The following is a 15,711-nucleotide window of genomic DNA, read 5'->3' as shown; positions in this document are numbered from 1 at the left end:
TTTATTTCCTTTATTCATTCTGGGAGGTCTCTGTTTCTTCAAGTATTTCGCTGAAAACAGTTGGTGTCTCGGAATCGTCGACACCCTCATTGACCTCGGCAATAATCATCTCTCTACTAACAATTCCCAAAAACTTATTATCTTCATTGATAACGACTATAGGGTGTTTTGTTTGGAGAGCAGTGCCAAGCAAATCAGCAATGGCTGTATCTGGAGTTGTAGTATAAAAATCGTGTCTAACTATTTTGGAAAGATCAGTTTCTTTATTTTTCTTCAGTTCTATGACATCCTCAATGTGAATGATTCCTTTCAGCCTTCTTTGGGAATCCACCAGATAAGCGTAGGATTTACTATGCTTTTCCATCAAATGCAGAGCAGCCTTGGGGCCGTCTTTAGAACTATTTAAAAAAGGGCAGCTCTGTTTAATGGAGCTTGCTGTTATTGTCTTTGTCCGATCGACATTTTGAACAAATTCTTTTACATAATTATCAGCGGGATTTGAGAGAATGTCCTCGGGAACCCCTATTTGTCTTATGCGCCCCTCTGGTCCCAGGATGGCAATACGATCACCAATCTTCAAGGCTTCATCAAGATCGTGAGTTATAAATATAATTGTCTTATGCATTTTGTCCTGGAGGTCGAGCAGCTCATCCTGCATTTGAGCCCTGATGAGAGGATCTAATGCACTGAAGGCTTCATCCATGAGCAGTATTTCCGCATCATTTGCCAAAGCCCGCGCAAGTCCAACGCGTTGCTGCATACCACCGGAAAGTTCGCTGGGAAAACTAAACTCAAAACCTTCAAGACCAACGAGCTTTATGGCCTCCATAGCCTTCTCCCGTCGTTCTATTTTTTCCATACCACCCAGCTCCAGACCGAATTCAACATTGTTTACAACGTTTCTGTGGGGAAGGAGTCCAAAATGCTGAAAAACCATGGACATTTTGTAACGGCGAAGCTCCCGGAGCTGTTCGCTGTCCATCTTAACAATGTCCTGTCCATCAATCAGGATCTGACCGGCAGTTGGCTTTATCAGCCGGTTTAAACATCTTATAAAGGTTGATTTACCGCTGCCGGACAGTCCCATAACGACAAATGTTTCTCGTCTATGTATCTCAAAGGTTGCATCATTGATTGCTACTGTGCACCCGGTTTCCTTTTTTATTTCCTTTTTCGATTTCCCTTCCTTTATCAGCGAAATCGCGTGTTTTGGATTTGTACCGAATACTTTATACAAATCCTTTACTTCTACTAAAGCCATTTATAGTATCTCCTTAAGATAATTGTTAATTTTGATAGGAAAATAATTATTTTTGATAATCACAACCTGAAGATCATATCTCTGTGAGAAGGAATTGGATGATAATCTTATGTAAACAGGTCTTCAAACATATTGGATTACTTATGAGTATCCAAACCTGGAATAAATCCTTTTGATTTCGAGAGGGAAGTTGTCAATGCTCCTGTAATCGCGCGGACTGCAGATTCAATGTTTAGCTTGCCCATCTCAATCATAAATGCTGTTTTTATATTCAGTTCCTTGATATATTTTTCAACGGCTATGTTGAACCGTGATTCCAGCTCCTTGCCAGTCAAGGCGTTTTGCCTTTTAAAGAGCTTTAAAAATTTCTGTTTTTTAACATCTGAAAGAACATCAGCAACAATAGTTTTCAGGACTCTGATAACCTCAGCTATAGAACCTGAAGAAGGAACCATAATAAATTTATATTTATTTCCATTAAATGCAAAAGGACTGGTCCTGTTACGGTCTGTTGAATCTTTAAACAAGCGAGGAAGATTGGATGTACCCATTCTTACAAAATCAACGTTAGTTGTTTTTGTTTTTTCCCCCGCGGCATAATTATCTAATATCCCAGTAAGGGTGTCAGCTAAATAAACCCTGATGATTGAGGGTGAACCTTCATGCCCACCTAATCTCAGGTCGTGACGCTCTGCAATCCGTCCCATCAATTTCATGATATTTTGATTGTTGTCGGATGCAATATTTGCGGTGCAAAAGATTTTCGCCATTTCAAAATGATTGGGACCTACATAGCCCCGCGCTTCAAATGTCTCTTCCAGATCCCCTGAAGGGAAAGATGAAGCATCAGATTCTCCCTGTAAAAGAGATTTACCGGAAAACTCCATTAGGACGTTTCCACCGATAGTCGGCTCCATCTCAATGGCCCACTCTTTCATTGCCACTGCGTTCTTTTCTTTCCCTTTCTGCACACGCTTTGTTCTTTCGAAGTATTTCTGGGAAATCCTGTCCTGCATGACGGAGTTACTGAAAAAGTTGATTCCATTTATTGATGTAATTGAAATAAATACTCTCCTTGTTTTTTCCTGTTCCTCCTTGATCGGAGGCAAAAAATCTTATTCCCATTTATATGGGGAGTCTTCAATGTTATTTTTTATCCTGCTTAACATTTCTGTCCATTGAAACAAACACCCTATTACCGCAGACTGGACAACGGACATAACCTGTAGTCCACAACACGGTCGTCTTCATCCTCAGCTTTCCATCACAAGACGGACAGGTAGTAATTCTCTGTTCACTCATATTATCTCCTTGTTTTGCTTTTATTAAATTTCTGGTAAATCTTCCAACCCACTACTTGTTTGATAAAGGTCGCGGATTCTTGTAGCAGGCATACACACTGCTAGAGCTAATAAGGATTGACTCCGATGGGAACTCAGCCATTCATTAAGTCCTCCAAATCATCTACCCTGTCATTCACTCCCTGCAAAAACTCAGCTTGATTATTCACTGTCACTCTAGCGGAACGAATACGTTTTACTGCCGCGGTTGAAATGCTGGATACTTCATTGGAATGGTTAAAATGAGTAGGAATGTATTCGACGGCCTTTTTAAAGTTATCCACTGATTGCACATCAGGCAGACCGACCATTCTTTTTCGGAAATAGTGAGGGCAGTACATTGCACAATATTCGATTGTCATAATCAAAGCGGAATAGGGATTTATATAAAGAATCCTATTCACTTTGTCGTGCTTATCTCCATAGGAGTCCGATGTTCTGACTCCCATAGCCCCATCTTCTATTAGCGTTTCTTTTGAGGGTATTGCCAATTTTCGAATTGGGTCATTTGGATTTTCAGGATCTATTATTGACAGGTCGTACTTGGGAATAATCATAGCTTGGAGCTTCACAACTCTACGATTGTTCTTATCTTCAACCGGATTCAATGGAATGAGCTGTTTGAGTTCTTCCACGGTGGTTATGTTTTTTTTAAATTTTGCAAACCATTTAAAATTGCTTGTAAAATTCAACTCTTTAAAATTTTGCTGTAACGGTTGAATGCTTCCTCCCGGAAATAGGTAGGAAGTGTATAAAAGAACACGCTCCACCTCTATAAATTAATTTATAGAGTTAGAGTGTTTAAGTTTCGCCTAATGACTCACTTTATACCACAAGTGTAGTATAATCCATTGCCTTTGAGAGACCCTAGATAAACCCCAGTTCTAAAAAAATTTTTCTTTCATAGTTTCCTTCTTCCTTTCTGCTTGTATTGCTACTACCTAAGGCATCAACAAACTCACAGAAAAAGTAATGCTATGATTTACTTCATTTAAATCAAATATAACAAGCCAAAAGAAGAATGTCTACCCGCAGAAGGAACAACACCCGTGATTGAACCTTTTTCCTTTGGACACAAAAACGCTCTATTTTTTGACATCCAAAGTCTCGTGGATTACTATTTTTACATCTCTAAGCACTTGAATGAAAAGAATGAAAGTGCATACCTGATAATTTTTTATCTTCATAATTTCTCCGGTATTTTCTACAATTTCAGCATCAGGATTTTTTTTGATTTCCTGATGCATTCTCTGTTTTATATAATAGGCATGATATTCAGAGATGATGTTTCTAACCTTTTTATTAAAAAATTATCAGACAATGATCGAGAGCTTTTCCTCTGAATGAGTCGTATAATATTTCAACAAGTGCACGACTGTTGAATGACGAATAAGATGGGGGGTTATAGAGGTTCAAGTCCTCTCTACAATCAACCTTTATCAGCCAATACCAAAACTCAATAGTTCTATTTTACCAGCTTCAATTCCGGCAGAACCCAATCACCATTGAAATAAGATTCTGTAGGTTCGTATATTCAAAGAGTCAAATTCCAATCTTTAAAAAAAACCATACAATTTACCTCATTTTTGTCACCACAATAATGAATAACGTATGAACCGTCATCATCAAGTACAGGATATTGACTATTGATATTTTAAACGTAACCCTAAGGGTAACCTTCTTCGTCATATAGAGTAATAGACCAGAAATCTGATGTTGGTACATCTTTGCGAATCAGTAATGAAGTAAAATATTCCCTTTTGTAAACTGCCTTTTTCATCTATTTGCTCCTTGTTTAAAAACTTAAGCTGATAGAGGATTTGTCAATATCAGGAGTGATGAGTAATCCCTGATCAATAAGTAACTGTGAAGCACCTTCAATATTACATTTCTTATCAAAGCCACGCAGTAAAACTTTCCAATTCTGCCCCTGACCCTCTTTGTTTATCTGATAAAAATTATCTGATCGGCTGATACGGACTTCCATGACCCTGTCTGCTTTCTCGTTGTAAATTACTGCTTCAGTAGTTTCACCTTCACCAAGTACAAATAAATGAAAGAGAACACCATCTGAATAATCATAATCCGGCTTCTCAATATTATTTCCAACAGGTATCAGTGAGCCTTGTTTTACCATGACAGGGAGACTGAAATAACTATGATTTTCACTGACCCACCGGCCGCCGATGCTCACAACACCAGTTATGAAATGGGTCCATTGACCCTCAGGCAGATAATACTGAATAGATCCCTGATCATTGAACAGGGGGGCAATAAGAAGAGAATCACCAAACATATACTGCTGATCCAGAGAATCACAGCCTCTGTCTTGAGGGAATTCCATCATCATAGCTCTCATTACAGGAACACCGGTATGAGCTGTTTCACATGCTTTTGAATAGATATAGGGCATTAGAGAACACTTGAGGTTGATAAAAAACCTGAGAACATCGTTTGATTCTTCATCAAAGTTCCAGGGGACACGATATGACTCATTCCCATGGAGCCTTGTATGAGTCGTAAAGGCACCAAAGGCAGTCCAGCGTTTAAATAGATCTGCTGTAGCCGTTTTCTCAAACCCGCTGATATCATGGCTCCAGAAGCCGAATCCCGATAGTGACAGGGATAAACCGCCTCTTAAACTTTCGGCCATGGACTCATAAGTAGCAGAACAGTCACCACCCCAATGAACAGGAAATTTCTGCCCTCCAGCTGTAGCCGATCTGGCGAAAAGCAGTGCCTGGTTTACACCCCTCAGTTCTTCAACTACCTCAAAGACTGCTTTATTATAAAGATATGTATAATAATTGTGCATTTTAACTGGGTCAGATCCATCGAAATATCGGACATCCACGGGAATGCATTCACCGAAATCTGTTTTAAATGTATCAACACCCTGTGCCATTAATTGTCTGAGCTCATTCTGATACCAATCAACAGCTTCAGGATTAGTAAAATCCACCAGAGCCATTCCCGCCTGCCACTGATCCGTCTGCCAGACATGACCATCAGAATTCTTCAACAGAAATCCACTCTTCATCCCTATATCAAATAATCTGGATTTTTGGGCTATATATGGATTAATCCAGACACAGACTTTGAGTCCCTTATTCTTCAAACGCGAAATCATGGCTTTCGGATCTGGAAACTGATCCCTGTCCCAGGAAAAATCCATCCACTGATATTCTTTCATCCAGAAACAATCAAAATGAAAGACATGCAGGGGAATCCTCCGTTTTTTCATACCATCAATAAAATGACTGACAGTCTCCTCGTTATAGTCTGTTGTGAAAGAGGTTGTCAGCCATAGGCCGAATGACCATTGAGGAGGCAGAGCCGGCCGGCCGCTTAATAGTGTATACTTTGAAATAATATCCCCGGCATCCCTGCCGGCAATTATATAATAATCAAGTTTTTCACCAGGCACTGAAAACTGGACACTGCTGACAAGCTCTGACGCTATCTCAAATGAAACAGGTCCCGGATCAGCAATAAAGATACCATAACCCCTGTTTGTCAGGTAGAAGGGAATATTTTTATAGGCCAGTTCACTGCTTGTACCACCATCTTCATTCCAGATATCCACAACCTGTCCATTTTTTACCAATGATGTAAAACGTTCACCCAGACCATAGACTAATTCACCTACTGACAGCTTCAGCTGTTCACTCATATAGGTCTGACCGTCATCTAGACTGACATGACCTGAGAGCTTTGGAAGAACTTCAGTTAAATCTTTTCCATTATATTTATAGCGAATGGACAAATCATTTATACGGGAAATTTCCAGGCTGAGATCCCCGGTGTTGACTATGAGGGAAGTTTCATTTTCGTCTACTGTAGTACCATTTTCAAGATCTTCGAGGACCTCAAACTTCGGGCCCGATTCAAGACGGCCTTTGTGGTGGAAGCTGCAAACATGTATGACATCTTTTATAGGAGATGAATAAGTCGTTGTAAGAAGCGCAGTATTGAGAGTGTCGCCTCGGTGCTTCACTTTTTTTGTTGAAAAATAAGTTGTTAAACCCTTTCCAGAGATTTCATAGCCCCTGATCTCTGTAGGATTATTTAAGGTCACTTCCGGTTTTGTTGTCCAATAACCATCTCTGAATTTCATTTAGTTCTCCGATTCGTTCAAGTACTCATTGCTTTCTCTGAGCCATAAAATACTAGTAACTCCCCGGGGATAATATTTACTTCCAAAGGCAACGCCGCTTCTCATCTGATCACTCCAGGCAAAAAAGAGGTTTTCCTCTTTCAACAACCAGCTTTGATGAGCTCTATCTGCAAGAGACTTTGTCTCAGGGGTGACAATTCCAAAGATCTGTCTGGCCACAAACTGACTAAGATAGACCTTTGAGAGCCATGAGTTATCGGTAGAACTGGAAAGTTTCCATCCATCATCGGGATAGAGACAACGACCCTTTTTCAAAATTGTTTGAAAGTGTTTTTTCAGGGCCTTGATTAAATGTCCATAGAGGCCATCTTCCTTTAAGGCTTCATCAAATCCCATAAACCAGGGAAAGACTAAACCCTCAATGGCCGGAATAATCTGAGCATCGCAGCCCTCCCCCATAATAGCAGGAATATATCCCTCTTCATTTTGGAATTCGCAGATTGATTTTGCCGTCAATACGGCCTGGTTTTTAGCAAGCAGGGCATAGTTATCATCCAATAACTCTGATAGAGATATGTATGAAGCCCAACATTTAACTGCCATGTACAAGTTATTTCTTGCCTGCCCGAGGGATTCATCCAGACTGTCATAAGTTGTAATTTCAGAACCTTTGATTGTTCGGGAACTGTCCAGTGCCATCAGTCCATTTCGCTTGTCACTGTCGGGATTGTCTCTATTCATCATAGAAATAAGACATTGTTTAAAAACATTTTTATTATCAGCGAACCATTCTTTATCTCCGCTCCCTCTTACATAAACCGAGGCACAGAGTATCCAGTTCACCAACTGTTCATGTGACATATGGGAAAAACAGGCATCTGATCCGAATTTTTCATAACTCGAATACTGAGCAGGGGAAATATGGTTGCGAACTCCCATATCATGAGTGAAACTGATACCTCCCTGATGAATATTATCTTTATCTGGAAAATGTGCATTATCAAAATAGCTGTATCTCTTTATAAAGAGATCCAGTACATTTTTTACAGTCCAGGGATTCTGTCTCATCTCAAAAAACAACTGATCGACAGTCAGATCAAATGTGTTCATCATCCGGTACTCACCTTCATTGACAACCCAAAAGGGTTCATCATTCCAGTCAAGCAACTGTGTGGAACCGTAATAGCTCCTTATTGCATGGTACATCTGAAATCTTTGAGAATCGTTCAAAAGAGGTGAATCGAATTCCTTGTTTACATCAAGGGAAACCTTACGGTACCTTTCGAAATTTTCCAGGGCAAAAACACCAACATCATAAATTGATTTGAAAAATCGATTATACCAGTAACTTGTTTCGACTCCTGTTGTCACGATACCGTCTCTGAAAAAACAAATCGAAATATGGAAAGATTTCCTTTCTCCTGAGGGAACTTTGAAAAGGAGTAAAGTTGTGCAGCCTAATCCGAAATTGTAATTCTGTTCATAATCTTCCGAAAGAATATTCTCGACACTGAAACCCTGAGCCGCCATGACTCCCTCATCATCTGTAATCATAGATGTGGAACGCCCGCTGGCGATTCCCTTATAACCTTGAGGCAGATTTTCTATTATATTGGGGCTGTCAGAATTATTTGCCGGATCATAACCAAACAAAGCTGTTCGATCCATACTGCAATTTCTGTTATCAATAATGAATTCTACGGTAACTGCCGGACAGAAAGAGAATTTCTGATCTTCTTCAGTACTATTTGAGGGATCCGGTGCAGAATAGGGAGTGGAGTAGATAGTACATTCCAGATCACCGGCACACCATGTGTCAGTTCCCATTCTGAATTTACGCTCTATTTCTTCATCCTTGAATAGGAAGATTTTGGATCTATTATTGCTTTCTTCAATAACCTGGTCATGATCATAACGAAGACTCTCGTCGTCGTCCTCACAGAAAAAAGGAAGAAGTGAATAATGGTGATCAGAGCTGTTTTCAAGACCGATGTATACATTTTCACATGCAGGGCCACCCTTCTCCAATCCCAATCCTCCCGATTTACCTTTACAGCCTAGTGTAAAACTGGAATGAGCTCCCAGGGGAGAATGAAAGGCATTAAAAAACTTAGACATGTTTCTTCCTTATGATTTATATCGTAATTTAATTTGTTCGTTTTACATTATTCAGGACATTTATTAAATTTAAATACCACGGACAATACATAATGATGTATTGCCCATGGAAACGATAATGCTATTAAACTAGAGAATGATTCTATTTATTTTGCCCAGGCATCAATCTGTTTTTGAGTTTCTGCAATTATCTTGTCAACTCCTGAGTTGACAAGAGTAGTGTTGAATTCATCAAGCATTTTATCGAGATCGTCTGCATAAAAAACTGTAGATTTATACTCTTCAAATATTGCACTGCAAGCAGCAATTTCATTACGTACAGGTGTAGGATCAAAGACAAAACCGAGAATAGGTGATAATTCTGCAGCCTTGTCGAGGGCTATAGTCTGATCCCATACATCAACATCCTGACCGGGCATAAGGTATGCGTTGAACTGATTTCCGAACTGCCATGCTGGAAGACCATATGCTTTTTCACTATTCTGTGTAACGTATCCGTCAGCTCCAAGAGTGTAATGAACACCTTCGATTCCGAATACGAGAAGGTTATAGAGGTAAGGATCGCTGTATACAAGGTTATAGAGCTCCATTGCTTTTTCAGGATGCTTACTGTTGATGCCGATAGCAGTCATAGTCGATTGTACTGAATCTGTAGATACATATGGTTTGTGAAAACCAAATACAATTGTGTCTTTTCCATATCGAACTCTATTCTCACCTTCAACACCCGGTTTAATTCGAGTCATTACAAATGCCGCATAATCCTTACCTTTAACTTCTTCGTCCAGATTAAGGGTGGCAAAATCTGAGGGGATATAACCAGTATCAAGCATATCTCTGACACTTTTTATATTTTGCTTATATTCATCTGTTATTATCGTATTGATTACAGTTCGGGATTTATCATTCATCCTGACACCGATGTATTCGGCATTTTCCCCAAGAATGGCATCCCAATACTTTGATTTTTCATCAGTCAAATCCGGGTAAATCCCTTCTTTGTTGCTGAAGTATGGTATTACATCAGGTTCATTTTTTTTGATCTTCTCAAAAAAATCAAAAAGTTCTTGATTACTTGTCATTTTGGCAGGATCAAAATTATATTTATCTGCATAAGTTTTCAGAACAGCCACACCTCTCTGATTAGACATGATCTGCAGATTGATGATGGCATTGATTTTACCATCTATTGTAGATGCCTTCCAATAATCAGCAGGAAGTTTAGCAAGAATGTCTTTTCCATATTCCTTCAGAAGATCATCGAGAGGATAATAGGCACCTTTTGAAGCAGTTGGGACAAAAGGATTGGCCCAGGGAGCAGTAAAAGCAAGATCAAAGGGCTCTCCAGCAGCATGCATGGTTTGCATCTTAGTTGTGTAATCACCCCATCCATGAACAGTAATATCCAGCTCTGCACCAATTTTTTCAGCTAAATATTTATTTACTTCTACCATAACCTCAGGTAGTAATTCCTGGGGATTACCAATCTGGTGCCAGGATATCTGAACCAGTTCATCTGACATATTTTCCTCATCCTTCTGACCACTGGCCATTAAGGAAACAAAGGAAAATACTGTTAAAAATAATACCAATAACGTCTGTTTAGTTCTCATTCAAGAACCTCCTTTTAAAATATAAACTATCTCCGCTATTAAACGGAATAAGTTTCTAACCTTTAATTGATCCCACAGCTATTCCCTTAACCAGAAATCGCTGGAAAAAAGGGAATATCACAAGTATGGGACCTGCTACCAGCAACGCTGTAGCCATCCGGGCTGTTTCACCAGGCAGTTTGGCCAAGTCTATTGCAGTACCCGAACTCTGAAACATGGAACTGCGCAAGAATTCAGCATTACTCAGTATCCTCTGAAGGAGAAGCTGAAGCGGCATTTTAGCAGTACTGGAAATGAATAATAGGGACAGCCACCAGTCATTCCAGTAAGCCAGCAGATAAAACAGACCCACTGTAGCCAGGGCTGATTTAGACATGGGAGCAATTATCTTGAAGAATATGCGAATCTCTGATGCTCCATCGATCCATCCAGATTCAATAACACTCCTGGGAATCTGAGTCATGAATCCTTTGAGGAGCAGGACAAGCCAGGGAATAATAAGATAGGGAATAATAAGAATCGTCAAAGTATCTTTGAGATGCAGAACTCTCACAACAAAAATGTAGAAAGGAACAAGGCCCGCTTGAAACATCAACGGAAAAAATATCAGAAATGTAATAGCCTTTGCTGCTTTAAAATCGCTCCTGGTCAGTACATAACCGATCATGGAAGAAATGGTCAGGGCAAGTAATGAACCACAAACTGAAACAAAGATTGTAACTGAATAGCTCGTGAGCAGCTGTTGAGGATCTTTCAATATCATCCGGTATGCTTCAAGAGAAAAGACTCTGGGAAATACGGCATATCCGTTTCTGGTAATATCTATTTCATCGGAAAATGATATGGAGAGAACAAATATTAGTGGCAGAACACAAAGTAGAGCCATTAACCCAAGGACAAGGTGAATGAGTATTTTTGAACCGGTTGAACTGGTCAGAACTTTATTTTTTGTTTTCATATTAAAAGACCCTCGATTCTCTATCAAATTTTGTCACTAGTTTATTGCTCAACAACACAAGAACCAAAGCTACTACAGACTGGTATAAACCGGCAGCAGCAGCCATTCCAGGATCACCAAGATTAATCAGAGACCTATAGACAAATGTATCAATTACATCGGTGACAGGTAAAAGTGCCTCGGAATGTTTGGTAAACTGATAAAACAGCCCGAAATCTGATCGGAAGATACGACCGATATCCATCATAATCAGAATGATCACCAAGGGTTTCAACTGTGGGATAGAGATTTTAAATGCTTTCTGAAGTTTTGATGCACCCTCAATATCTGCAGCCTCGAAGAGCTGTGGATCCAGTGCGATCAGTGCCGTATAATAAATGACCGAAGCATAGCCGAATTGTTTCCATAGGTGCGCCAGGGGTAAAATGATCTTCCAGGGCTCAGGGTGTCCATACCATATAATCCTTTCCCGGCCAAATAGCTCCAATATACTATTCAAGATTCCTTTGTCTCCACTAAACAGGGCGACTCCCAGATAAGCAGCAATAACCCATGAGAGGAAAAATGGGAAGAAATAAACCGTCTGGTAGAATTTTACCACTCGCCGGGATACATCATTCAGCATCAGGGCAACCATCATGGCGACACTATGAGTCAACACTATAAATGTAAGATTCCATCGTATTGTATTAAAGGTAATACGTGCGGCAATTCCTGAATTAAATAAATAGGCGAAGTTGGAGAAACCCGACCACGAACTCTTCCACATACCTAAACCGTAATTGAAGTTTTTAAATGCTATGATCAGCCCGGGGAGCGGCATATACTGAATTACAATTGTAATAACCAACGCGGGCAGTGCCAGCAGCCATAGGCCCTTATGATCGACCAGACTTTTTTTCTTTTTATTCAACAAACTTAACATGATTTGATGATCCCCCGGGAATATGGGAACCGCAACTGTCAATCCTATTGATCACTATCAATTGGACTGCCAATTCAAAGGATTCCTGTCATATCATCTAAATTCGAGTATGGGTGGTGTTTTTTTGTGTTGTTGTTATCGGATAACAGACGTAATATTGTCTTAGAAATGAAAATTCACAGCAGACTTCAAACATGGTATATGGTTACCATTCTTTTTATATTATTCGCCCTTATTGCCCTCTCCTTCTCAATCAGCGTGCAGGTGGAAAACCTTTTTGCCGATTACAGGAGTTCGGTGGATAAGATCGGTCTGGACCAGGCGCAGGAAACATTCAATTTTCTTGATTCAACAGCTCAGGATATCGTTCTTAAAATTCATAGCAACCCGCCCACAACTTTACTGTCTTTAGCTCCGTCGATTGAAAAAGTCTCGCCTATGTTCATCCGCAGCTTTTTGCAGATGCGGGATATGGTATTGCCTTTCGTAAAATCCATTAATGTCATCCATGTACCGACAGGAAAGATCATAACAACAAATCAGGGATGGACCAGAGTAACAGGCAGTCTGATAGAAGACCTGGAATCGGCGTACCCCGATCTTCCCCTCCTTACACCTCTCCCCCTGGAGACAATAACTTCCGTTGATAATAAAAAAGAGCTCGTTTTTGCATATCTTTTCCGCGATAAACTGCCGGGTGATAAAGGTCTGACCAGGGGAGTCATCCTGCTGATTGATCCATCCTGGTTTCTCAACGCCGTATCCCGTACCGATGATGAGAGGACGGGAACAAAGTTCTTCATTTATCATCCCAGCCTTGGTGTACTTGGAGAAGATTCAAGTGATCCGTTTATCAAAAGTTTATCTAAAAACATACGATTTACCATTGATGATAATCCTCATTCCGGGAGTATTACAGATTCAACAGAGCCGGATAAATATGTAATTGATTACCAGGTTCTTGGAGATTCGGAACTGTATCTTTTAAGACTGAGGGATGAGACGATTCTACAGAAAGAATTATTTTTATTAAGAGTAAAAATATCAGGAATTGCAGTTGTTTTTCTCATAATAGTAATTATCGGTGCCCTGTTAGTGAATAAGCAGGTATACAACCCATTCAATTTGGTTGTTTCAGAAATTAGAGAATCTATGGGAGATCGCCTGTCTATTCCTGAGAATGATCTGGACCTGCTGAACGCCCTTTACGGGACTTTGAGAGATGAGTATTCCGACTCGGGAGAAGACCGAATTATCAACAATTGTCTGAGGTCCCTGACTCAGGAAGATCTGGAAACCCCTATTGAGATTATTGAAATCTTGAAAAAACGGGGAATAAATCTGACTGAGGAGAAACCGGGATGCCTATGTCTTATTTCTATAGATGATATGGATGAAGAGTTCACTATTCAGCCGTCTGAAGCTATATCGTCTTATACTTCCTTGAAATTCCAACTAAAAAACAGCAGTTCCAAGGCTCTCTCAGAATTGAGATTAGGATGGACAGCCGTGTTCCTCAGGCGTGGAGTTATGCTGCTTTTGCTCTATTCAACAGAGAATGGAATATCTCCAAATAAAGCAACGGTTGCAGTTTTTCACAGAATGATCTGCGATTTTATGGATGTGTCGATCTCTATGGTCCAATCAGAACAACTGGTAAATCTTGAAGCGCTCCGTCAAAAATATCTGATATTATCCATGTCTTTACGACGCAGATATCTTTTGGGCAGGGGGGTATATCTTAATGAGATCAATGAACAAAAAGCACCTGACAATGAAGAAAGAAAAGATATCAGGAAACTCCGTTTACTTATCATTAAGAGCATTTCTGATCAGATGGAGTTTCCCGCAGAATTCAAGTCCTATATTAATAAATTGAAAACATGGTTAGTTTCTGCGGTTCAGGATGAGATTAATGCCTTTTCATTAAACCTGACCAGACAGCTTTCTGATAAAGATGCCGATTTTCAGACACAAGATCTGTTTAAGAGTCTTATAAACCAGCCGACATTAGATGACTTTTATACAATAGTAGAAGCTTTTGCAGCAGAAAATGAAGGAAATTTTCAGCATACAGAATCCAGACATTCTGCTTTGATAGACCTGGCCCGTAACATGGTAGAAACAAATTATTCTGATGTTGGGCTCTGCTTAACATCTGTTGCAACAGAATTGAAAATGAGTCCAACATATTTCGGTATGATCTTTAAAAAGGCCGTAAGTACGACTTTCTCTGACTATCTCACCATGGTCCGTATTCAGGAAGCGGCGAGATTACTGAGATCCAGCCAGGATTCAGTTCAGGAAATCATGGTTTCTGTAGGAATACCGAGTGAAAGCACTTTCTATAGACGTTTCAGAGAGATTTTTAACCTGACACCTCAACTTTACAGACAAAAGATCATTCTTAAACCCGGTGAGATAGGGAAAAAAAGTTTATAGAAATGGCAGCTCAGCAATTTTCAAACCGAACTTCTCTGCCAATCTGAATCCATCTCCAAAATCACCAACATATTCAGGATCATGGGCATCAGAGTTAATGATGACCGGGACATTATATTCAGATGCCAACAACCAGAAATCATCAATTGGATAGGGTCTTCTCTTCCCGCTGGAAGTCTCCAACAAATCCTTTCTATAACCTGATCCATTTATTTCAAGTATTCTATTCTTTTGTGAAGCCGCTTCCAGTATGGCTCTGCTGCACACTTGCGCATCATCATCCCACACATGATAAAAATGCGCAAAAACATCAGGATGAGCAATGAAGCTGAACAGATCACAATCAATAACTTTTATAATAAAATCAGTATAAGCATATAGATTTTTTTTACTGTTCTCAGCTTGAAAGCAATTGAGCCAATCCCCATCAACCGGTATATAATGTACTCCGGCCATAAGGTAGTCCATATTGTATTCCCCAAGGAGCTCTTCTTTAAAATAGTTAAGATACTCAGGTTTATAGTCGCATTCGGCACCTTTGTAGATTTTAATTTCACTGTATGTATTCCGGGCCTGTTCCATATCAATGTTATAATCAGCTAGCTGGCTGTAGGGCATTCTAATATTCCAGGAATCATCAGGCAGAGGAACATGGTCAGAAAATCCCAGATGAGTTAAATTTCTTTGAATAGCAGCCTGTACATATTCTTCAACGGTACCTGTGGCATGACCGCATCGCGCAGTATGTGTATGAAAATTTTTCATTGGTAGATAATACTTATTAGATAATTATTTTACAACTTATTATTGAGTTCCTTTAAATAATTCATGGAGTATATCCATAACAACTAGACAAAATTATCGAATTATTTTCAATTACCGGATAACACTATAATAAAAAAACAGTTGTAGATTTATATATTGAGATATATTATCT

At 39.6% G+C, this 15,711-nt stretch carries 11 protein-coding genes; 1 reads left to right on the top strand and 10 read right to left on the bottom strand.

Annotated elements, in window-relative coordinates; all coding sequences use genetic code 11:
* Window positions 1-10 precede the first annotated feature (10 nt).
* The 9 genes from DV872_RS16980 to DV872_RS16940 form a co-directional block, all read right to left on the bottom strand.
* Window positions 11-1,261, bottom strand: coding sequence for a glycine betaine/L-proline ABC transporter ATP-binding protein (locus DV872_RS16980; RefSeq protein WP_114631146.1), 1,251 nt, complete (start codon window positions 1,259-1,261; stop codon window positions 11-13).
* A 137-nt stretch (window positions 1,262-1,398) separates the two neighbouring features.
* The gene (locus tag DV872_RS16975) at window positions 1,399-2,370 is read right to left on the bottom strand and encodes a glutamine synthetase III (RefSeq protein ID WP_158547018.1); all 972 of its coding nucleotides are present in this window, start codon (window positions 2,368-2,370) and stop codon (window positions 1,399-1,401) included.
* 37 nt (window positions 2,371-2,407) lie between these two features.
* Complete coding sequence (locus DV872_RS26625; RefSeq protein WP_158547017.1) at window positions 2,408-2,563, bottom strand: hypothetical protein; 156 nt, start codon at window positions 2,561-2,563, stop codon at window positions 2,408-2,410.
* A 133-nt stretch (window positions 2,564-2,696) separates the two neighbouring features.
* Window positions 2,697-3,371, bottom strand: coding sequence for a hypothetical protein (locus DV872_RS16970; protein ID WP_147283194.1), 675 nt, complete (start codon window positions 3,369-3,371; stop codon window positions 2,697-2,699).
* Window positions 3,372-4,396: 1,025 nt separating this feature from the next.
* Window positions 4,397-6,718, bottom strand: coding sequence for an alpha-xylosidase (gene yicI, locus DV872_RS16960; RefSeq protein ID WP_114631143.1), 2,322 nt, complete (start codon window positions 6,716-6,718; stop codon window positions 4,397-4,399).
* On the bottom strand, window positions 6,719-8,836 hold the full coding sequence (locus DV872_RS16955; protein WP_114631142.1) for a glycoside hydrolase family 52 protein: 2,118 nt from the start codon (window positions 8,834-8,836) through the stop codon (window positions 6,719-6,721). It abuts the gene before it with no gap.
* Window positions 8,837-8,982: 146 nt separating this feature from the next.
* Window positions 8,983-10,449, bottom strand: a complete 1,467-nt coding sequence (locus DV872_RS16950; RefSeq protein ID WP_114631141.1) for an ABC transporter substrate-binding protein — start codon at window positions 10,447-10,449, stop codon at window positions 8,983-8,985.
* 55 nt (window positions 10,450-10,504) lie between these two features.
* A complete protein-coding gene (locus tag DV872_RS16945) occupies window positions 10,505-11,407 on the bottom strand; it encodes a carbohydrate ABC transporter permease (RefSeq protein WP_114631140.1) in 903 nt (300 codons plus the stop codon).
* 1 nt (window position 11,408) lies between these two features.
* Window positions 11,409-12,332, bottom strand: a complete 924-nt coding sequence (locus DV872_RS16940; RefSeq protein ID WP_114631139.1) for an ABC transporter permease subunit — start codon at window positions 12,330-12,332, stop codon at window positions 11,409-11,411.
* A gap of 168 nt (window positions 12,333-12,500) precedes the next feature.
* Here DV872_RS16940 and DV872_RS16935 point away from each other — a divergent pair, with 168 nt between their 5' ends.
* The gene (locus DV872_RS16935; RefSeq protein WP_114631138.1) at window positions 12,501-14,774 is read left to right on the top strand and encodes a helix-turn-helix transcriptional regulator; all 2,274 of its coding nucleotides are present in this window, start codon (window positions 12,501-12,503) and stop codon (window positions 14,772-14,774) included.
* Here the strand turns inward: DV872_RS16935 and DV872_RS16930 are convergent.
* Window positions 14,769-15,539: a histidinol-phosphatase gene (locus DV872_RS16930; RefSeq protein WP_114631137.1), complete on the bottom strand. Its 771-nt coding sequence runs from the start codon at window positions 15,537-15,539 to the stop codon at window positions 14,769-14,771. The genes DV872_RS16935 and DV872_RS16930 overlap by 6 nt on opposite strands.
* Window positions 15,540-15,711: the final 172 nt, after the last annotated feature.

It is taken from the genome of Oceanispirochaeta sp. M1 (genome assembly GCF_003346715.1).
Classification (GTDB): Bacteria; Spirochaetota; Spirochaetia; order DSM-2461; family DSM-2461; genus Oceanispirochaeta.
The sequence above is the reverse complement of the archived record's forward strand: the minus strand, read 5'-3'. Positions and strand labels throughout refer to the sequence as shown.

Excerpts from the sequence above, each read along its gene's own strand:
- DV872_RS16980 (WP_114631146.1), bottom strand. The coding sequence starts at position 1,261 with ATGGCTTTAGTAGAAGTAAAGGATTTGTATAAAGTATTCGGTACAAAT.
- DV872_RS26625 (WP_158547017.1), bottom strand. The coding sequence starts at position 2,563 with ATGAGTGAACAGAGAATTACTACCTGTCCGTCTTGTGATGGAAAGCTG.
- DV872_RS16930 (WP_114631137.1), bottom strand. The coding sequence starts at position 15,539 with ATGAAAAATTTTCATACACATACTGCGCGATGCGGTCATGCCACAGGT.
- DV872_RS16940 (WP_114631139.1), bottom strand. The coding sequence starts at position 12,332 with ATGTTAAGTTTGTTGAATAAAAAGAAAAAAAGTCTGGTCGATCATAAG.
- DV872_RS16955 (WP_114631142.1), bottom strand. The coding sequence starts at position 8,836 with ATGTCTAAGTTTTTTAATGCCTTTCATTCTCCCCTGGGAGCTCATTCC.
- DV872_RS16935 (WP_114631138.1), top strand. The coding sequence starts at position 12,501 with ATGAAAATTCACAGCAGACTTCAAACATGGTATATGGTTACCATTCTT.
- yicI (WP_114631143.1), bottom strand. The coding sequence starts at position 6,718 with ATGAAATTCAGAGATGGTTATTGGACAACAAAACCGGAAGTGACCTTA.
- DV872_RS16950 (WP_114631141.1), bottom strand. The coding sequence starts at position 10,449 with ATGAGAACTAAACAGACGTTATTGGTATTATTTTTAACAGTATTTTCC.
- DV872_RS16945 (WP_114631140.1), bottom strand. The coding sequence starts at position 11,407 with ATGAAAACAAAAAATAAAGTTCTGACCAGTTCAACCGGTTCAAAAATA.